Raw genomic sequence first — 18502 nt, 5'->3', positions numbered from 1 at the left:
GTCATATGGTGGTCAGCCGTGTCTCAGTTTTCGGTACCGGGGACCGGGCCGGCCGGGTCCCGCACCGGACCGGCCGGGTCCCGCACCGCTCCGGCGGCCGCCCCGGCCGCTCCCGCCGGCCACCCCGGCGCCGTACGCCGCACCTCCCGGATCACCGCGAGTACGCAGACCGCCCCCACCACCCCGGCGGCCGGCATCACGACCCGCAGCGGTGCGTACTCCGCGGCGGCGCCGGCCAGCCCCATCGCCGATCCCATGACCGTCATCCGGCCCGCCTGCATCACCGTCATCGCCTGCCCCAGCAGCGCGCCGGGGACCGCGGCGACGAACCAGCGGTCGACACCGAAGTTGTACGAGATCCCGGTACCGGTCAGCACGAGCAGCAGCACCGCCCAGCCGAGCGAGGGCTGCGCGGCGAAGCCGAGCGAGGGCAGTACGGCGAAGACGCCCATGGGGAACGTCAGCCGGGTACGGGCCCGCGGGCCGAGGAACGAGCCCGCCAGGCTCTCGGCGGCCACCGCCCCGACGGGCATGCTGCACATCAGCAGCCCCATACCGGCGGGCCCGACGCCCAGCCCGTCGGCATAGGGGATCAGCAGCGCCTCGGGGACGACGACGAACGCCGGCGGCAGCCAGGTCAGCAACAGCAGCGCCCGTACCCGGCGGTCGGCCAGCAGCCGCCGCACCCCGCCCAGCGAGGCCCCCAGCAGCGCACCGCGCCCCTCGCCCCGTGCCCCGTCACGCGCCGGCCGCGCCAGGGTCCCCAGCCGCAGCAGCAGCGCCGAGCCGAGGAACGTACCGGCGGTGAGCGCGAGCACCGCCGCCGGGGACACCACGGCGAGCAGCAGGCCCCCCGCCGCGAAGCCGGCGAGCTGTGCGCTCTGGTTCACGATGCGGATCACCGAGCGCCCCAGCACGAACAGCTCTCCCCCGCCGAGGATCTCTCCCAGCGTCGCGGCCCGGGTCCCGGCGAAGACCGGCGCGATGGCCGCGATCACACAGCGCAGCACCAGCAGGACCGCGACCGGCGTGCCCGGCAGCACCATTCCCGCCGCCGCCAGCGCACACAGCACATCGCAGAGGACCAGCACCCGCCGGGCCGGACAGCGGTCGGCGACGGCGGACAGCAGCGTCCCGCCGAGCACGTACGGCAGCAGTCCCAGCGCAAAGGTCAGGGCGCTCATCAGCGGCGACGCGGTGAGCCTGAAGACGAGGACGGTCAATGCGATCTCGCAGACCACCACGCCGAGCGAGGACAGCAGATGCGCGGCGAAGACGAACCGGAACTCCGGGACCGCGAACACGGCGCGATAGCCGTCGGCGCGGACCTCGCCGGCGGACGGTCCGGCGTCGGCGGACGGTCCGGCACCGGCGGACGGCTCGGCGCAGGCGGACGGCTCGGCGCAGGCGGCGGCGCCCTCTTCGGGGCAGGCGGGAGGACGGCCCGACGGCGCGGGCCCGGAGGGGGAGGGCATGCTCGCAGCCTGCCGGACCCCGCTCCCGCCCCGTATTCTTTCGGCTCCAGCCGAATCCCGGGCCGGGGGGGAGCGTGCACGGCCATGCCGGTGAACCTGCACTTCGGCGCCGACGACCTGCTCCGCATCCGGTTCGCCGTCTCGGCACTGTGCGAGACCCATGAGGCCGTACGCACCCTGCGCCGCGCGGACCGGCACGGCTATCACACGCCGTGGCTGCGCCGGATGCGCGAGACGCTGGCCGGCCTGGACCTGACGCCGCTGTGGCTGTTCATGCCGTCGTCGGGCTACACCCCCGACTTCCTGGGCCGCCCGCCGGACACCCCGCTGGCCGGCTTCGACGACGAGCTGGCGCGGCTGCGCGCCACCGACCCGGCCCTGGCCCGCGCCGAGATGGCCAAGTCGCTGGCCGGTACGCCGGGTGCCGCACAGTCGGCGCGCGGCCGGGCGGCGCTGGCGGACCCGGCGCGGGCCGTACGCGAGCTGGCCGAGGTCACCGAACGGGCCTGGCGGGTGCTGATCGCCCCGGACTGGCCGCGGCTGCGGGCACTGCTGGAGGCCGAGATCGCCTACCGGTCGCGCCAGTTGGCGGACGGCGGGCTCCAGCGGCTGTTCGCCGATCTGCATCCGCGGGTGTCGTGGTCGGGCGACACGCTCACCGTCCGCACCCGTACCGACGTCGCCCGGATGCAGGATCTGGACGGCCGCGGGGTGCTGCTGCTGCCCAGCGTCTTCGTGTGGCCGGACGTGGTCAGCGGTTTCGAACCGCCCTGGCAGCCGACCGTCATCTATCCGGCGCGCGGCATCGGCGGGCTGTGGACCGAGCCGCAGACGGGCCCGGCGCTGGCGCGGCTGCTGGGGGCGAACCGCGCCGCCGTACTGGCCGCCCTCGACGCGCCGTCGACCACGACGGCCCTGGCCCACCGGCTCGGCCTGGCGCCGTCCTCCGTCTCGGTGCATCTGTCCGTGCTGCGCGACGCCGGTCTGCTGGCCTCGCGCCGGCACGGACATCAGGTGCTGTACGAGCGCACTCCGCTGGGGATCACCCTGGCGGCGGGCGGGTGAGGCCCGGACGGGCGCTCAGGGACGTCCCGGGGCTTGCTCGGGGACGTCCCGGGGCTCGCTCAGGGATACGCCGGGGCTCGCTCGCGGTATCCGGCGCTCGCTCAGGACCGGCCGGTGCCGCCCTCGGCGAGATACCGCTCCACGGTCTCCACCTTCGAGGTCAGGCCGTCCGTGACGCCGGGCCGGATGTCGGCCTTGAGCACCAGGGAGACCCGCCCGGCGCGCGCCTCGACGGCCGCCACCGCGCGCTTGACGACGTCCATGACCTCGTCCCATTCACCTTCGATGGAGGTGAACATCGCGTCCGTGCGGTGCGGCAGCCCCGACTCGCGGACGACCCGGACCGCGTCGGCGACGTACGCGCCGACGTCCTCGCCGACGCCCAGGGGGCTCACGGAGAAGGCGACGATCATGTGTTCAGGACACCTTCCTTGCGGGCGCGGGCCGCGATCACGCCCGCCTCCTCCTCACGCTTGAGGATCTTGTCCCCGAAGAGGCCGCCGAACGGCAGGACCGCCAGCACGAAGAAGAAGGCGACGCGCTTGACGGGCCACTTCGTGCGGTTCCACACGTCCAGCAGCAGCACCACGTAGGTGATGAAGAGCAGGCCGTGGATCAGGCCGAGCGGCATCACCAGGGAGTCGTAGTCGAAGGCCAGGCGGAAGCCGGTGCCGAAGATCAGCAGCGCCGGGAAGGAAATCGCCTCCGGGATGGAGGCCAGGCGCAGTCGGTGCAGGGCGGCGGCGGTCTTGATGTCCACGGGAACCTCGTTCGGGTGGCGGGCGAGGAGCACGGCTTGTGCAAGAGTTCACAAGCTCGGCCCCATTGTTACAGCCGCCTCGGCGATCTCGGCGCCGGGGGGAGGCAAGGGGCCGGGACGGGCAGGTGCCCGCGAGAGATCAGGGCGGGATCAGGGCGATATCAGGGCCAAAGGGCCTGCCCTGCGCGGCCGCGGCCGACTACCGTCTGACCCGTGGCTCAGTTTCGGCTCCAGGGGAGCAAGGTGCTCGCCGTCGACATGACCGGCGACGCCGTCAAGGCGAAAAACGGTGCGATGGTCGCGTACGACGGCCAGATGGCATTCAAGAAGATGTCCGGCGGCGGTGAGGGCCTGCGCGGCATGGTGACCCGGCGGCTCACGGGTGAGCAGATGGCCGTGATGGAGGTGAAGGGCCACGGCACCTGCTACTTCGCCGATCGCGCCAGCGAGATCAACTTGGTGCAGTTGCAGGGCGAGAAGCTGTACGTCGAGGCCAGCAATCTGCTGTGCACGGACGCCGCGCTGCGTACGGGCACGACCTTCACCGGCCTGCGCGGCGCCTCCCAGGGCAACGGCCTGTTCACCACCACCGTCGAGGGCAGCGGCCAGGCGGCGATCACGTCCCACGGCCCCGCGGTGGTGCTGCGGGTCACCAAGCAGTACCCCCTCCAGGTCGACCCGGGCGCCTATGTCGCCCATACCGGCGACCTCAAGCAGCACTTCCAGTCCGGGGTGAACTTCCGCACCTTCATCGGTGAGGGCTCCGGCGAGGCCTTCCAGATCCGCTTCGAGGGCGAGGGCCTGGTCTACGTACAGCCCAGCGAGCGCAACACCGTGGGAGGTGAGGTCTGATGCCGTTCACCGTCCTCAACTCCCGCATGGTGGAGGCCAGGATCGGGCCGGGCCAGCGGCTGTTCAGCCAGCGCGGCGCGATGCTCGCCTACCGCGGCGAGGTCAGCTTCACCCCCAACATCCAGGGCGGCCAGGGCGGTGTCGGCTCGATGATCGGCCGCCGGATCGCCGGCGAGGCCACGCCCCTGATGACCGTCGAGGGCACAGGGACCGTCATGTTCGGCCACGGCGGCCATCACGTCCAGGTCGTCGACCTCACGGGCGAGACGCTCCATGTCGAGGCCGACCGCCTGCTGGCCTTCGACGGCGCACTCCAGCAGGGCACGATGTTCATGGGCTCGCAGGGCGGGGTGATGGGCATGGTGCGCGGCCAGGTCACCGGCCAGGGCCTGTTCACCACGACCCTCAAGGGCGTCGGCTCGGCCGCGGTGATGGCGCACGGCGGCGTCATCGAGCTGCCGATCACACCCCAGCGCCCGGTCCATGTCGACCCGCAGGCCTATGTCGCCCACCGCGGCGACGTCCGCAACAAACTGTCCACGGCACTGGGCTGGCGCGACATGGTCGGCCGGGGCTCGGGCGAGGCCTTCCAGCTGGAGCTGTCGGGCCAAGGCACCGTCTACGTACAGGCGTCGGAGGAAAAGCTGTGACCGGTCCCGTCGTCCACGACGTCTCTTCGCTCCCCGCCGACGACAACGTCAACGCGTACGCCTTCAGCGTCGAACTGAACGGCCAGTGGTTCCTCCAGAAGGGGAAGATGATCGCCTACTACGGGCAGATCGACTTCCACGGCATCGGGCACGGCCGCCTGGACCGCCTGGTCGCCGGAAGTTTCCATTCGCCATTGCACGCCGCGGACTGGGTCGTCGCCGAGGGCCGGGGAAAGATGCTGCTCGCGGACCGTGCCTTCGACGTGAACTTCTTCGACCTGGACGAGGGCAACCTCACGATTCGCGCGGGCAACCTGCTCGCATTTCAGCCATCTCTCGCGCTGAAACAGTCGATCGTCCCGGGCTTTCTCACCCTCATCGGGACGGGCAAGTTCGTGGCCGCGTCCAACGGCCCGGTGGTCTTCATGGAGCCGCCGCTCCGGGTGGACCCGCAGGCGCTCGTCGGCTGGGCCGACTGCCCCTCCCCGTGCCATCACTACGACCATCAGTACCTGCGGGGATTCCTCGGCGGACTGCGGGCGCACACCGGAATCGGCGGCGCCTCCGGCGAGGAGCACCAGTTCGAGTTCGTCGGCGCCGGCACGGTCCTGCTCCAGTCGACGGAGCAGCTGATGCCGGAGCTGGAAACCGGGGCGGTACCCACCGAGGCGGGCGTTCCGGGCGGGGGCGGACACGTCCCGCAAAGTGGCTCACAACTGCCCCAGCTACCCGGCAACCTCGGGAGCCTCCAGCGCCGCTTCGGGCTGTGAGCGGTAGTCTGCGGACGGTGACCTCGAACGTCTGACCAACGTCCGGCCCCCGCCGGTACCGTCACCGCCCCCACGATTAATTCATTATTCAACTTTCACGGGTAGAATCATTCCATGACGACCGACAGCGACACCCCCTGGCTGACCGACCAGGAGCAGTGTGCCTGGCGCACCCACCTGGACGTCAGCAGACTGCTGATGCACCAACTCGAGCGCGATCTCCAGCCGTTCGGCCTGACGAACAACGACTACGAGATCCTGGTCAACCTCTCCGAGGCCGAGGACCGAAGGCTGCGGATGAGCGACCTGGCGGCCAGCACCCTCCAGTCCAAGAGCCGCCTCTCCCACCAGATCACCCGGATGGAGAACGCCGGTCTGGTGCGCCGTGAGAGCTGCGAGTCGGACCGCCGGGGCCTCTACGCGGTGCTCACGGACGAGGGGTGGGACACCATGCGCCGGGTAGCCCCGCACCATGTCGCCTCGGTCCGCAAGCACTTCATCGACCTGTTCACCACCGAGGACCTCCAGGCGCTGCGCACCTCGCTCACCCCGGTCGCCGAGCACCTCCGCAAGGAGCGTGGCGGCCTCTGACCGCCCGGCCTCGGCCCCCTGACCGGGCCGAGGCCCCGCGGCCCGGGGCCGCGGGGGATCAACCGGCCACCGGCAGCCGCAGCTCGAACACCGACCCCGCACGCACGGCCAGCGAGCCGCCGTGCCGCTCCGCGACGTCCCGTGCGATGGCCAGCCCCAGCCCGGCCCCGCCGTCGTCCCGCGTCCGCGCGTCATCGAGCCGTACGAACCGCTCGAAGATCCGCTCCCGCTCGCTCTCCGGCACCCCGGGCCCGTCGTCCTCGACCCGCAGCACCACCCACTCCCCGTCCCGCGCCACGGCCACCCGCACGGACGAGACAGCATGCCGCTGCGCGTTGTCGAGCAGATTCCCCAGCACCCGCCCCAACTGACTGCGGGACCCGGCGACTTCCCCGCCCGCCAGCTCACCGATCTGCACCGGGACCCGGTCCGCGACCCGCTGCGAGCTCTCCTCGCGCACCATCGCCGCCAGACCGACCCGGGCCTCCGCCGGCCGCTCCCCCGCATCCAGCCGGGCCAGCAACAGCAGGTCCGCCGCCAGCCGCTGCAACCGCACGGTGTCCTCCACCGCGCCCGGCACATCCAGCAGCTCCGGGTGTGCCACCCCCACCTCGAGCTGGGTGCGCAGACTCGCGATCGGGCTGCGCAGCTCGTGCGAGGCGTCCGCGACGAACCGCCGCTGCCGCTCCACGGACGACTCCAGCGCCGCAAGCGTCTCGTTGGTCGTCCGCGCCAGCCGGCCGACCTCGTCCTGCGACGACGGCACCGGCACCCGCCGGCTCAGATCCGTACTCGCGGTGATCGCGGCCATCTCCCCGCGGATCCCCTCCACCGGCCGCAGCGCCCGCCGGGTCACCAGCCAGGTCACCCCCGCCACCACCACGAGCAGCAGCGGCAGCCCGATCAGCATGGCCGTCCGCACCGACCCCACGGCGTCCTGCTCCGGCGTCAGCGCCGACCCCGCCCGCACCGTCACCTGCGCGCCGTGGGTGTCCTTGGCCTCCAGCACCGCGAACCGGTAGTCGGACACCGTCCCGTCGACATTCGCCGTCCCGTCCCGGTAGTCGACGTCGTCCTCGACCTCACCGGGCTTCAGCTGCACCGTGTCGTCATCGTCGTCATCGTCGTCGTCCCCCGGCCCACGCGGCCCGGCGCTCCCCGCCCCCTGCTTCGCGCGGTCGACGGGCTTGCCTTCGACGGCCCGCACCTCGTCGCCGGCCGCCAGCACCCGCCCCCGGTCATCGGCGACCACCACCGGATGGTCGTCACCGTCCGGCAGATCCAGCTTGTCGTACGCCTTGCCCGTCGCGATCTGCGAGGCCACCTCCCGCGCCGCGACCTGGGCCTGAAGCCCGGCCTGGTCCTGAAGATGGCTGCTCAGCACCAGCAGCACCGCCGTCCCCGCCGCGATCAGCGCCAGCGCCACCACGACGGTCGCCCCGGCCGCCGCCCTGGCCCGTACGGAGCCCAGCACCCTACTCACCGGACACCAGCCGGTATCCCGCACCGCGCACCGTCACGATGTGCCCCGCGCCCAGTTTGCGCCGCAGTGCGCTCACATACACCTCGATGATGTTGACATCGCCCTCGTAGGCGAAGTCCCAGACGTGCTCCAGGATCTCCGCCTTCGAGACCACCTCGCCCGCCCGCAGCGCCAGCTGTTCCAGCACGGCGAACTCCTTCGCCGTCAGCGTCACTTCGCGGCCGCCCCGCTCGACCCGCTGCGCACCCTGGTCGACGACCAGCGCCCCCACCCGCAGCACCGGCTGCGCACTCCGGCCGTGCCGCCGCAGCAGCGCCTTCACCCGCGCCACCAGCACCACATACGAGAACGGCTTGGTCAGATAGTCGTCGGCGCCGGTGTCCAGCCCCTCGGCCTCGTCGTACTCGCCGTCCTTGGCGGTCAGCATCAGCACCGGCACGTCATGGCCGGCGGCCCGCAGCGCCCCGCACACGCGGTAGCCGTTCATCCCCGGCAGCATGATGTCGAGCACGATCAGGTCATAGCCCTCCTCGGTCGCCAGGCGCAGGCCCTCCAGACCGTCGTGCACCACGTCGACCGCGTACCCCTCGGCCATCAGGCCCTTGGCCAGCGACAGGGCCAGCCGCTTCTCGTCCTCCACGATCAGGAGACGGAAGGGACGGCGCGCGACGCCCCGCCCAGGACGGTGGTGAGTGACGTGCGGGTGCATGCGCCCACCATGCCATTCCGCAGCTGAAGCCCCCTTCAGGTGCCTTCAGGGTCCCTTCAGCTTCGTTCGGCCAGTGTGTGGGCACAGCCGATCGCAAGGGAGAAACACCCATGAAGCGCCATCTCGTCATCGCCACCGCCGCCGCGGCCGCCCTCATCGCAGGCGGCACGGTCACCGCCGCCGCGGTCAGCAGCGACGCCGGCTCCGCCGATGCCGCCTCCGGCAAGCAGCTCTCGGCGCAGCCGGCCGCCCACGACGCGAGCTCCGGCACCGCCCAGGTGCAGGACGGCCGCTCCAGCATCCCCATGCAGGACGACGACGCGAACGGCGGGCAGGACCTGCGCGAGGCCAACGCCGCCAAGGTGACCGCGCCGGACGCCGCGGCCGCCGCCCGCAAGGCCGTCCCCGGCACCGTGACCTCTCTCGACCTGGACGCGGACCGCCCCGGCCTGGTCTGGGACGCGGACGTGCTGGGCGAGGACGGCACGTGGCACGAGATCACCCTCGACGCGGGCAACGGGCGGGTACTCAACCAGCACGTCGACCGCGGGGATGACGACGACGCCCAGGAGCGGGCCGCCGCCAGGAACGCCAAGACCGACGCCGCGGCCGCCGCGCGCACCGCCGCCTCGCACGGCAAGGTGACCTCCGTCGAACTGGACGACGAGCACGGGACGCAGGCCGCCTGGGAGGTCGAGACGATCACGAAGGACGGCAAGGAGCACACGTTCCTGGTCGACACCCAGTCCGGCAAGCTGAGCGCCGCCCCGGCGCACGACGCGGACGACGACGACAACGACGGGTCGGACGACTGACACCCGACTCCGCTCGCCCGACGGCCCCCGCCCACGCCGCTGTGGGCGGGGGCCGTTGCCGTGGCGTTGCGGTCGTCGGGGGCTCAGGGAGGGCACATGGTCGCCTCGCGGCCGGGACGGGTGCGCGTTGGCCTGTGGCTGAGGCCGGACCCGGGGTCGGCTCGCGGCGTGGATCGGTGCGCGTTGCCTGTGGCTGAGGCTGTCTCGCCCACGCCCTGCGGGTGGCGGGCCGGAGGGGACGCCCGGTACCCCGCCTCGGCGCCGGCGCCTCTGGTACGTACAGAAGGCACCCCGGCGTTCGCTCCGGTCCTGCGGGCGGTGCACCGGACATCCCCTCCGACCGCCGCATGTTGGCGGCCGCCCCGCCGTACCGATGACCGTTACGGCCCCGAGCACTTACCCCTTGGCAGGACACTGCGCAACAGCCAGCAGGTACGAACCACAGCAGCACTTGGCAGGGCACAGCCGGGCATGCCGCAGGTTATTGGCCACCCGGCCAAGTCGTCATGCGGGCCGCCCCGCCCCGGGGGAGGCTTGGCCGACGCCGACGCGTGCGATCGGTGACGGACCGTGCCACCGGCCCGCAGCCGGGAACGGGCGTAGGCCGGAGGGGATGTACCGGGGACCGCCCGCAGGACCGGAGCACACGCCGGGGCGATCAACTCCGCGTACCAGATGCGCCCGCGCCGAGGACGGGCCCCGGTGCGTCCCCTCCGGCCCCCGCGGCAACCACGAACCCCGAAAGCCGCCGGCCCCCACCGGCACAAGGGGAATCCGGAGACGGTTCGGCCACGCCACCCAGGGGCGCGGGGAACTGCGCGACCAGCCACGACACAGCCGCAGCCGCAGCCAAACGGACGGCACCTCGCGGAAGAACCGGCCGCCCCGCGGCCCCCTCAGTCCCCGTTCGTCAACCCGTCGACCAACTCATCGGCCGCCCGGTACGGATCCGTCTCGCCCGAGACGATGCGCTCGGCCAGCGCGTCCAGGCGCCGGTCCCCCCGCAGGTCCCCGATCCGTTCCCGCAGCGCCGTGACCGCGATCGTCTCGACCTCGTGGGCCGCGCGGGAGCGGCGCCGCTCGGCAAGGACGCCGCGCTCCTCCATCCAGGCCCGGTGCTTCTCCAGCGCCTCGACGACCTCGTCGACGCCCTCGCCGCGTGCCGCCACCGTCTTGACGATCGGCGGCCGCCAGTCACCGGGCGTCCGGGACTCGCCCAGCCCCAGCATGTGGTTGAGCTCGCGGGCGGTGGCGTCGGCCCCGTCGCGGTCCGCCTTGTTGACGACGTAGACGTCGCCGATCTCCAGGATTCCGGCCTTGGCCGCCTGGATCCCGTCACCCATACCGGGCGCGAGCAGCACCACGCTCGTATCGGCCTGGGACGCGATCTCCACCTCGGACTGGCCGACACCGACCGTCTCGACGAGGACCACGTCGCAGCCCGCCGCGTCCAGCACCCGGATCGCCTGTGGCGCGGCCCATGCCAGGCCGCCCAGATGGCCCCGGGTGGCCATCGAGCGGATGTAGACGCCGGGATCAGAGGCGTGCTCGCTCATCCGTACGCGGTCGCCGAGGAGCGCGCCCCCGGAGAACGGCGACGACGGGTCGACGGCGAGCACGCCGACCCGTTTGCCCGTCTTGCGGTACGCCGTCACCAGCGCGGAGGTGGTGGTGGACTTCCCGACGCCGGGCGAGCCGGTGAGCCCGACCACATAGGCGTTGCCGGTGAGCGGCGCCAGGGCCGCCATCACCTCGCGCAGCTCCGGTGACGCCCCCTCCACGAGAGAGATCAGCCGCGCCACGGCCCTCGGCCGGCCCTGCCGTGCCTGCTCCACCAGCTGTGGGACGTCCACCATCGCTGCTCGGCTCCTTCGGTTCGCTCGTACGCGAATCGGCCCGCCCGTACGCGTCCGCGTACGGGCTCCCGCTTACTTACCCGGTACGCGAATGATCAGCGCGTCGCCCTGACCACCGCCACCACAGAGCGCGGCGGCGCCCACGCCACCACCCCGCCGGCGCAGCTCCAGCGCGAGGTGCAGCACGATACGGGCGCCGGACATCCCGATCGGGTGACCCAGCGCAATGGCGCCGCCATTGACATTCACCTTTTCCGGGGACACCCCGAGATCCTTCATTGACTGCACCGCGACGGCCGCGAACGCCTCGTTGATCTCGATCAGGTCAAGATCGCCGACGGTCAGCCCGTCCTTGCCCAGCGCGTGGTTGATCGCATTGGACGGCTGGGACTGGAGCGAGTTGTCGGGGCCGGCGACATTGCCGTGCGCACCGATCTCCGCGATCCACTCGAGACCGAGTTCCTCGGCCTTGGCCTTGCTCATGACGACCACGGCGGCGGCACCGTCGGAGATCTGCGAGGAGGTGCCGGCGGTGATCGTGCCGTCCTTGGCGAAGGCCGGACGGAGCTTGCCCAGCGACTCGGCGGTGGTCTCGCCGCGGATGCCCTCGTCCTTGCTGAAGACGACCGGCTCGCCCTTGCGCTGCGGGATCTCCACGGGGGTGATCTCGGCCTCGAAGAGCCCGTTCTTCTGGGCGGCGGCGGCCCGCTGGTGGGAGCGCGCGGCGACCTCGTCCTGCTCCGGCCGGGCGATGCCCAAACGGGTGTTGTGCTTCTCGGTCGACTCGCCCATGGCCACGCCTTCGTAGGCGTCCGTGAGGCCGTCGTGCGCCATCGCGTCGAGCATCTCGACGGCGCCGTACTTGAAGCCCTCACGGGACTTCGGGAGCAGGTGCGGGGCGTTGGTCATGGACTCCTGGCCGCCGGCCACGATGACGTCGAACTCACCCGCGCGGATGAGCTGGTCGGCCAGCGCGATGGCGTCGAGACCGGAGAGACAGACCTTGTTGACGGTCAGCGCGGGGACGTTCATGGGGATGCCGGCCTTGACGGCGGCCTGGCGTGCCGGGATCTGCCCTGCCCCGGCCTGGAGCACCTGGCCCATGATCACGTACTGCACCTGGTCGCCGCCGATGCCCGCCCGGTCCAGTGCCGCCTTGATCGCGACGGCGCCCAGGTCGGCGCCGGAGAAGGTCCGCAGGGATCCCAGGAGCCGCCCCATCGGGGTGCGCGCTCCCGCCACGATCACTGAGGTGCTGCCGTTCGTGCCGTTCGTTGCAGACATGCGGTGCGGCCTTCCTTTGCAGGGAAGTTAACGAGGGTTCCCGTCAATGTACTGAGCGGTACGCGCCGGGTCACCGGCAAGCAGGTGTGATCGCGCGCACGTTGCGTAACCAGCCATGTGAGCGGTGCACTGGAGCCATGCTGACGCGAATCGACCACATCGGGATCGCCTGTTTCGACCTCGACAAGACTGTCGAGTTCTACCGTGCCACGTACGGCTTCGAGGTGTTCCACTCCGAGGTCAACGAGGAGCAGGGAGTCCGGGAAGCCATGCTCAAGATCAATGAGACGTCCGACGGCGGCGCCTCGTATTTGCAGCTTTTGGAGCCCACCCGCGAGGACTCCGCGGTGGGCAAGTGGCTTGCCAAGAACGGCGAGGGCGTCCACCACATCGCCTTCGGCACCGCGGACGTGGACGGCGACTCCGAGGCCATCCGCGGCAAGGGCGTCCGGGTCCTCTACGACGAGCCCAGGACGGGTTCGATGGGGTCCCGGATCACCTTCCTGCACCCCAAGGATTGTCACGGAGTGCTCACCGAACTCGTCACCGCGGCGCCCGCCACCTCCGAAGACCACTGACCTTCACCTTCCCCGGCCGGTAGAGTGCAGCCTCGGCCGGGGTACGGGAGTGGGGCTCGGTCCATACTCTGCCGATGATCTGACACCATTTCTTCGGAAGGGTCAGCTCCGATGGGCGCGAGTCCGGTACGACGTGACGTGTACGGGACGAGCGCCGCAGGACCGGAGACGGCCGCCACCATGACCAGGGGACGGATGGGACCGCGCAGTGCGGGGCAACGACCGCTACGAGGCTGACGACCACCTCTCGCAGTTCGAGGCCGAGATGGAGCGGCTGAAGAGCGAGCGGGACAAGGCCGTTCAGCACGCCGACGACCTCGGCTACCAGGTCGAGGTGCTGCGCGCCAAGCTCCATGAGGCGCGCCGCAACCTCGCGACCCGCCCTGCCTACGACAACGTCAGTCATCAGGCCGAGCAGCTGCTGCGCAATGCGCAGATCCAGGCGGACCAACTGCGTACGGACGCCGAGCGCGAGCTGCGCGAGGCACGCGCGCAGACCCAGCGGCTGCTCCAGGAGCAGGCCGAGCGGCAGTCCCGGCTGGAGGCCGAGCTGCACGCCGAGGCGGTCACCCGGCGCCAGCGGCTCGACGAGGAGCTCAACGAGCGCCGGCAGACCGTCGAATCGCATGTCAACGAGAACGTCGCCTGGGCCGAACAGCTGCGCGCCCGTACGGAGTCGCAGGCCCGCCGGCTGATGGAGGAGTCCCGCAGGGAGGCCGAGCAGGCGCTGGCCGCCGCGCGGGCCGAGGCCCAGCGGCTGGCCGAACGCGCCCGGGAGCGGCTCGGCACGGAGGCCGAAGAGGCCCGTGCCGAAGCGGAAAGCATCCTGCGCCGGGCCCGGACCGACGCCGAGCGGCTGCTGAACGCCGCCTCCAACCAGGCCCAGGAGGCCACCGATCAGGCCGAGCAGCTGCGTACCAGCGTCGGCACCGAGTCGGAGGAGGCGCGCCGCCAGGCCGCGGAGCTGACCCGCACCGCCGAGGCCCGCATCCAGGAGGCCGACAAGGCGCTGCGCGAGGCGCGCGCCGAGGCGGAGAAGCTGGTCGAGGAGGCGCAGCAGAGCGCCACCAAGCGGCTGACGGCCGCCGAGTCGGACAACGAGCAGCGCACCCGTACGGCCAAGGCGGAGATCGCCCGGCTGGTCGGTGAGGCCACCAAGGACGCCGAGGCGCTCAAGGCCGAGGCCGAGCAACTGCGCGAGGACGCCCGCACCGAGGCCGACCGGCTGATCGCCGAGGCGGAGGAGACCGCCCGGTCCAAGGCGTCGGAGGACGCCGCGGCACAGCTGGCGAAGGCCGCACGCACCGCCGAGGAGGTGCTGACCAAGGCGTCGGAGGACGCCAAGGCCACCACCAAGGCGGCCGCGGAGGAGGCCGAACGGCTGCGCAGCGAGGCCGAGTCCGAGGCGGACCGGCTGCGCGAAGAGGCACATGACACCGCGGCCCAGCTCAAGGGCGCGGCGAAGGACGACACCAAGGAGTACCGCGCCAAGACCGCCGAACTCCAGGAGGAGGCGCGGCGGCTGCGCGGTGAGGCGGAGCAGCTGCGCGCGGACGCGGTCGCCGAGGGCGAGCGGATCCGCAGCGAGGCCCGCCGGGAGGCGGTCCAGCAGATCGAGGAGGCGGCCGGGTCCGCCGAGGAGCTGCTGGGCAAGGCCAAGGCCGATGCCGAGGAGACCCGTTCGGGTGCCGTCGCGGAGAGCGAGCGGGTGCGGACGGAGGCCATCGAGCGGGCCACGGCGCTGCGCCGGCAGGCCGAGGAGGCCCTGGAGCGGGCCCGTTCGGAGGCCGAGGAGCTGCTGACCGAGGGCGCCCAGGCCGCGGAGATGGTGACCACCGAGGCCGAGGAGTCCGCCGCGCGGCTGCGCGTGGAGGCCGAGCAGGCCGCGGAGGAGCTGCGGGCCGGCGCCCAGGCCGAGCTGGACCGGCTGCACAGCGAGGCGGAGGAGAAGGTCACCGCCGCCGAGGAGTCGCTGCGCGGTGCCCGCGCGGAGGCGGAGCGGCTGCGCCGGGAGACGCAGGAGGAGGCGGCCCGCCTCAAGGCGGAGTCGGCCGAGAGGCGCCGGCTGCTGACGCAGCAGGCCGAGGAGGAGGCCGAAAGGCTGCGGGCGGAGGCGGCTTCGGACGCCTCGTCGGCACGGTCCGAGGCCGAGTCGGTGGCGGCGCGGCTGCGCACCGAGGCGTCGGCCGAGGCGGAGCGGCTGAAGGCGGAGGCGCAGGAGACCGCGGACCGGGTGCGCGCCGAGGCCGCGACGGCCGCGGAGCGCACGGGCGCGGAAGCGGCGCAGGCACTGGCCGCGGCCCAGGAGGAGGCCGCGCGGCGGCGCCGGGAGGCCGAGCAGCTGCTGGGCGACGCCCGCGAGGAGGCACACCAGGAGCGGACCGCGGCGCGCGAGCAGAGCGACGAGCTGCTGGCGGCGGCCCGTACGCGGGTGGGCGAGGCTCAGGAGGAAGCCGAGCGGCTGGTCGAGGAAGCGGACCGGCGGGCCGGCGAACTGGTGGCGGCGGCCGAGCAGACCGCACAGCAGGTGCGGGACGCGGTCGCGGGGCTGCACGAGCAGGCCGGTGAGGAGATCGCCGGGCTGCGTTCGGCGGCCGAGCATGCCGCGGAGCGCACGAAGGCCGAGGCACAGGACGAGGCCGACCGGGTCCGCAGGGACGCCTACGAGGAGCGGGAGCGCGCCGCGCAGGACGTGGCGCGGGCGCGGCAGGAGGCCCAGGAGGCGACGGAGGCCGCGAAGTCCCTGGCGGAGCGGGCGGTTTCCGAGGCCATCGAGGAGGCCGAGGCGCTCCGCACCGAAGCGGCCGGGGTGCTGGACGAGGCACGCCGGGACGCCAATACGGCGCGCTCCGAGGCCGCCGACCAGGCCGACCGGCTGCTGTCGGAGGCGACCGCGCAGGCCGAGAAGCTGGTCGCGGACGCCGCGGCGAAGGCGCAGCAGCTGCGTACGGACGCCTCGGATGCGCTGGCGGCCGGCGAGCAGGACGCCGCTCGGGCCCGTGCCGAGGCGCGCAACGACGCGAACCGGATGCGCTCGGACGCCGCGGAGCAGGCCGACCGGCTGGTCACCGAGGCGCGCGCGGAGGCCGAACGGATCGTCACCGAGGCGACCGAGCTGACGTCTTCGGCGCAGGACGACGCGGACCGTACGGTCCAGGAGGCCCAGCAGCACGCCGAGCGGCTGCGGGCCGAGGGCGAGCGGCAGGCGCAGTCCCTGGTGGCGGAGGCGACCGAGGCGGCGGAGCGGCTGCGGGCCGAGGCGGCCGAGGTGGTCGAGAAGGCCCGTCTGGACGCCGAGCAGACCGGCGACCAGGCGCGCGAGGCGGCCAACAAGACGCGTTCGGACGCCGCCGAGCAGGCCGACCAGCTGATGTCGGAGGCCGCGACCGAGGCGGAGCGGCTGCGCACGGAGGCGGCGGAGACCGCCTCGGACGCCGAGCGGGACGCGGACCGTACCCGTGCCGATGCCCGCGAGCAGGCGGACCGGATGGTCGCGACGGCCACGGCGGAGGCGGACCGGCTGCGGGCGGATGCGGCCGAAACGGTCACCGCCGCGCAGGAGCACGCCAACCGCACCCGTAACGAGTCCGCGAAGCTCAAGGAAGACGCCGAGGCGGCGGCCGAGCAGACCCGGACCGAGGCCCAGCAGGAGGCGGACCGGCTGCTCGACGAGGCACGCAAGGACGCCGCCAAGCGCCGCGGGGACGCGGCCGAGCAGGCGGACCAGCTCGTCGCCAAGGCCCAGGAGGAGGCGCTGAAGGCCGCCACCGCCGCCGAGGAGCAGGCCGACACGATGGTCGGGGCGGCCCGCAAGGAGGCCGAACGGCTCCTCGCGGAGGCGACGTCCGACGGCAACGAACGGGTGGAAAAGGCGCGTACGGACGCGAACACCCTGCTGGAGGAGGCCCGCCGGGACGCCACCGGTATCCGCGAGCGCGCCGAGGAGCTGCGCCAGCGGATCGAGTCCGAGGTCGAGGAGCTGCACGAGCGGGCCCGCCGGGAGTCGGCGGAGACGATGAAGAACGCCGGCGAACGGGTCGACAAGCTCATCGCGCAGGCCACCGCCCAGCAGGTGGAGGCCGAGGAGAAGGCCGACCGGATGGTGGCGGACGCGAACAGCGAGGCGAGCAAGGTCCGGATCTCGGCGGTGAAGAAGGCCGAGGGCCTGATCAAGGAGGCCGAGAACAAGAAGGCCGAGGCGGTGCGCGACGCGGAGCGGATGCGCACCGAGGCCGAGGCGGAGGCCGCCCGGATCGTGGACGAGGGCCAGCGGGAGCTGGAGGTTCTGGTGCGCCGGCGCGAGGACATCAACGCCGAAATCTCCCGCGTCCAGGACGTTCTGGAAGCCCTGGAGTCGTTCGAGGCGCCCGGCGGAAACGGGGAGGCCAAGGGCGCCGGAGTGAAGGCGGCCGCGGGCGCGGGGGCAACTCGTTCGAGTGGCAAGCAGTCTGAGGGGTAGCCACTCAAATGAGGGGTCATTCTCCAGATCAAACGGGCAATGACTCGATGACACGCCGTTGTGACCCCTAGGATTCTCCTTATCACCTCACCGGTCTCTTCGACAGGAACCCCATGAGCGACACTTCCTCCCCTTTCGGCTTCGAGCTCGTGCGGCGTGGGTACGACCGCGGTCAGGTGGATGACCGCATTACGAAGCTTGTCGCCGATCGCGACAGCGCGCTGGCCCGCATCACGTCGCTGGAAAAGCGGATCGAGGAACTGCACCTCGAAACGCAGAACGCCCAGGCGCAGGTCAATGACGCCGAACCTTCCTACGCGGGCCTCGGTGCGCGCGTGGAGAAGATCCTCCGCCTCGCCGAAGAGGAAGCGAAGGATCTGCGCGAAGAGGCCCGCCGGGCCGCCGAGCAGCACCGTGAGCTGGCCGAGTCGGCCGCCCAGCAGGTCCGCAACGACGCCGAGCAGTTCGCCACGGACCGCAAGGCGAAGGCGGAGGACGAGGGCGCCCGGATCGTCGAGAAGGCCAAGGGCGAGGCGTCCACGCTGCGCGCCGAGGCGCAGAAGGACGCGCAGTCCAAGCGCGAGGAGGCGGACTCCCTCTTCGAGGAGACCCGCGCCAAGGCCGCGCAGGCCGCAGCCGACTTCGAGACCAACCTCGCCAAGCGCCGTGAGCAGTCCGAACGCGACCTGGCCTCGCGCCAGGCCAAGGCCGAGAAGCGGCTCGCGGAGATCGAGCACCGCGCCGAGCAGCTCCGCCTGGAGGCCGAGAAGCTGCGGACGGACGCGGAGCGCCGGGCCCGCCAGACGGTGGAGACCGCGCAGCGCCAGGCCGAGGACATCGTGGCGGACGCCAACGCCAAGGCGGATCGTATCCGCAGCGAATCCGAGCGCGAGCTGGCGGCGCTGACCAACCGCCGCGACTCGATCAACGCCCAGCTGACCAACGTCCGCGAGATGCTGGCGACGCTGACCGGCGCGGCGGTGGCCGCGGCCGGCGCCCCCGGCGAGGAGGAGAGCACCTCCCGCGGCGTCCCCGCCCAGCAGACCCGCTGACCTCCCCCAGCTATCGCTGGGAGGTGCCCCCACCCCCAGCTCACGCCGGGTGGCGCCCCCAGGCAGGTGCCGCCCCGGTCCGGACCGCGCGCCCCCGTACCGC

General features: G+C 72.5%; 16 protein-coding genes. 9 read left to right on the top strand and 7 right to left on the bottom strand.

Annotated features, from left to right (window positions below; all coding sequences use genetic code 11):
- Window positions 1-23: 23 nt before the first annotated feature.
- Window positions 24-1475, bottom strand: a complete 1452-nt coding sequence (locus K7C20_RS25525) for an MFS transporter (protein ID WP_030080142.1) — start codon at window positions 1473-1475, stop codon at window positions 24-26.
- Between the two features lie 84 nt (window positions 1476-1559).
- Between K7C20_RS25525 and K7C20_RS25520 the strand changes: the two genes are divergently transcribed.
- Window positions 1560-2540 carry an ArsR/SmtB family transcription factor gene (locus K7C20_RS25520; RefSeq protein ID WP_053210111.1) on the top strand — a complete coding sequence of 327 codons (981 nt, stop codon included), beginning with the start codon at window positions 1560-1562 and terminating at the stop codon, window positions 2538-2540.
- A 101-nt stretch (window positions 2541-2641) separates the two neighbouring features.
- On the opposite strand, the gene K7C20_RS25515 is transcribed toward K7C20_RS25520, so the two are convergent.
- Both K7C20_RS25515 and K7C20_RS25510 read right to left on the bottom strand, forming a co-directional pair.
- Complete coding sequence (locus K7C20_RS25515) at window positions 2642-2953, bottom strand: MTH1187 family thiamine-binding protein (RefSeq protein WP_030080140.1); 312 nt, start codon at window positions 2951-2953, stop codon at window positions 2642-2644.
- On the bottom strand, window positions 2950-3300 hold the full coding sequence (locus tag K7C20_RS25510) for a DUF3817 domain-containing protein (protein ID WP_030080138.1): 351 nt from the start codon (window positions 3298-3300) through the stop codon (window positions 2950-2952). Before K7C20_RS25510 ends, K7C20_RS25515 begins: the two co-directional genes overlap by 4 nt.
- A 213-nt stretch (window positions 3301-3513) precedes the next feature.
- Here K7C20_RS25510 and K7C20_RS25505 point away from each other — a divergent pair, with 213 nt between their 5' ends.
- The 4 genes from K7C20_RS25505 (at window position 3514) to K7C20_RS25490 (ending at window position 6163) form a co-directional block, all read left to right on the top strand.
- Window positions 3514-4152: an AIM24 family protein gene (locus K7C20_RS25505; protein WP_037838644.1), complete on the top strand. Its 639-nt coding sequence runs from the start codon at window positions 3514-3516 to the stop codon at window positions 4150-4152.
- Window positions 4152-4802 (top strand): AIM24 family protein, encoded by a 651-nt coding sequence (locus K7C20_RS25500; protein WP_030080136.1) that lies wholly within the window; start codon window positions 4152-4154, stop codon window positions 4800-4802. Before K7C20_RS25505 ends, K7C20_RS25500 begins: the two co-directional genes overlap by 1 nt.
- On the top strand, window positions 4799-5572 hold the full coding sequence (locus K7C20_RS25495; protein ID WP_030080135.1) for an AIM24 family protein: 774 nt from the start codon (window positions 4799-4801) through the stop codon (window positions 5570-5572). The genes K7C20_RS25500 and K7C20_RS25495 overlap by 4 nt, the downstream gene beginning before the upstream one ends.
- A 114-nt stretch (window positions 5573-5686) precedes the next feature.
- Window positions 5687-6163, top strand: coding sequence for a MarR family winged helix-turn-helix transcriptional regulator (locus K7C20_RS25490; protein WP_030080133.1), 477 nt, complete (start codon window positions 5687-5689; stop codon window positions 6161-6163).
- 58 nt (window positions 6164-6221) lie between these two features.
- Here K7C20_RS25490 and K7C20_RS25485 read toward each other — a convergent pair whose 3' ends face one another.
- Window positions 6222-7646: a sensor histidine kinase gene (locus tag K7C20_RS25485; RefSeq protein ID WP_209444012.1), complete on the bottom strand. Its 1425-nt coding sequence runs from the start codon at window positions 7644-7646 to the stop codon at window positions 6222-6224.
- Complete coding sequence (locus K7C20_RS25480; RefSeq protein ID WP_048829281.1) at window positions 7639-8355, bottom strand: response regulator transcription factor; 717 nt, start codon at window positions 8353-8355, stop codon at window positions 7639-7641. The genes K7C20_RS25485 and K7C20_RS25480 overlap by 8 nt, the downstream gene beginning before the upstream one ends.
- A gap of 110 nt (window positions 8356-8465) precedes the next feature.
- On the opposite strand from K7C20_RS25480, the gene K7C20_RS25475 reads away from it, so the two are divergent.
- Window positions 8466-9170 (top strand): PepSY domain-containing protein, encoded by a 705-nt coding sequence (locus K7C20_RS25475; RefSeq protein ID WP_030080128.1) that lies wholly within the window; start codon window positions 8466-8468, stop codon window positions 9168-9170.
- A gap of 896 nt (window positions 9171-10066) precedes the next feature.
- Here the strand turns inward: K7C20_RS25475 and meaB are convergent.
- Both meaB and K7C20_RS25465 read right to left on the bottom strand, forming a co-directional pair.
- Window positions 10067-11026 (bottom strand): methylmalonyl Co-A mutase-associated GTPase MeaB, encoded by a 960-nt coding sequence (gene meaB / locus K7C20_RS25470; RefSeq protein WP_030981966.1) that lies wholly within the window; start codon window positions 11024-11026, stop codon window positions 10067-10069.
- Window positions 11027-11098: 72 nt separating this feature from the next.
- Window positions 11099-12274, bottom strand: coding sequence for an acetyl-CoA C-acetyltransferase (locus K7C20_RS25465; RefSeq protein ID WP_030080126.1), 1176 nt, complete (start codon window positions 12272-12274; stop codon window positions 11099-11101).
- 173 nt (window positions 12275-12447) lie between these two features.
- On the opposite strand from K7C20_RS25465, the gene mce reads away from it, so the two are divergent.
- The 3 genes from mce to K7C20_RS25450 all read left to right on the top strand — a co-directional run bounded on the left by mce (window position 12448) and on the right by K7C20_RS25450 (window position 18399).
- Window positions 12448-12888 carry a methylmalonyl-CoA epimerase gene (mce, locus tag K7C20_RS25460; RefSeq protein ID WP_030080125.1) on the top strand — a complete coding sequence of 147 codons (441 nt, stop codon included), beginning with the start codon at window positions 12448-12450 and terminating at the stop codon, window positions 12886-12888.
- 265 nt (window positions 12889-13153) lie between these two features.
- Window positions 13154-17347, top strand: a complete 4194-nt coding sequence (gene scy / locus K7C20_RS25455) for a polarized growth protein Scy (protein ID WP_409351352.1) — start codon at window positions 13154-13156, stop codon at window positions 17345-17347.
- 113 nt (window positions 17348-17460) lie between these two features.
- On the top strand, window positions 17461-18399 hold the full coding sequence (locus K7C20_RS25450; RefSeq protein ID WP_030080118.1) for a coiled-coil domain-containing protein: 939 nt from the start codon (window positions 17461-17463) through the stop codon (window positions 18397-18399).
- Window positions 18400-18502 lie beyond the last annotated feature (103 nt).

It is taken from the genome of Streptomyces decoyicus (assembly GCF_019880305.1).
Classification (GTDB): domain Bacteria; phylum Actinomycetota; class Actinomycetes; order Streptomycetales; family Streptomycetaceae; genus Streptomyces; species Streptomyces decoyicus.
This window is presented reverse-complemented; position numbering and strand designations above follow the sequence as displayed.

Excerpts from the sequence above, each read along its gene's own strand:
- K7C20_RS25480 (WP_048829281.1), bottom strand. The coding sequence starts at position 8,355 with ATGCACCCGCACGTCACTCACCACCGTCCTGGGCGGGGCGTCGCGCGC.
- K7C20_RS25475 (WP_030080128.1), top strand. The coding sequence starts at position 8,466 with ATGAAGCGCCATCTCGTCATCGCCACCGCCGCCGCGGCCGCCCTCATC.
- scy (WP_409351352.1), top strand. The coding sequence starts at position 13,154 with ATGGAGCGGCTGAAGAGCGAGCGGGACAAGGCCGTTCAGCACGCCGAC.
- K7C20_RS25520 (WP_053210111.1), top strand. The coding sequence starts at position 1,560 with ATGCCGGTGAACCTGCACTTCGGCGCCGACGACCTGCTCCGCATCCGG.
- mce (WP_030080125.1), top strand. The coding sequence starts at position 12,448 with ATGCTGACGCGAATCGACCACATCGGGATCGCCTGTTTCGACCTCGAC.
- K7C20_RS25490 (WP_030080133.1), top strand. The coding sequence starts at position 5,687 with ATGACGACCGACAGCGACACCCCCTGGCTGACCGACCAGGAGCAGTGT.
- K7C20_RS25500 (WP_030080136.1), top strand. The coding sequence starts at position 4,152 with ATGCCGTTCACCGTCCTCAACTCCCGCATGGTGGAGGCCAGGATCGGG.
- meaB (WP_030981966.1), bottom strand. The coding sequence starts at position 11,026 with ATGGTGGACGTCCCACAGCTGGTGGAGCAGGCACGGCAGGGCCGGCCG.
- K7C20_RS25450 (WP_030080118.1), top strand. The coding sequence starts at position 17,461 with ATGAGCGACACTTCCTCCCCTTTCGGCTTCGAGCTCGTGCGGCGTGGG.
- K7C20_RS25525 (WP_030080142.1), bottom strand. The coding sequence starts at position 1,475 with ATGCCCTCCCCCTCCGGGCCCGCGCCGTCGGGCCGTCCTCCCGCCTGC.
- K7C20_RS25515 (WP_030080140.1), bottom strand. The coding sequence starts at position 2,953 with ATGATCGTCGCCTTCTCCGTGAGCCCCCTGGGCGTCGGCGAGGACGTC.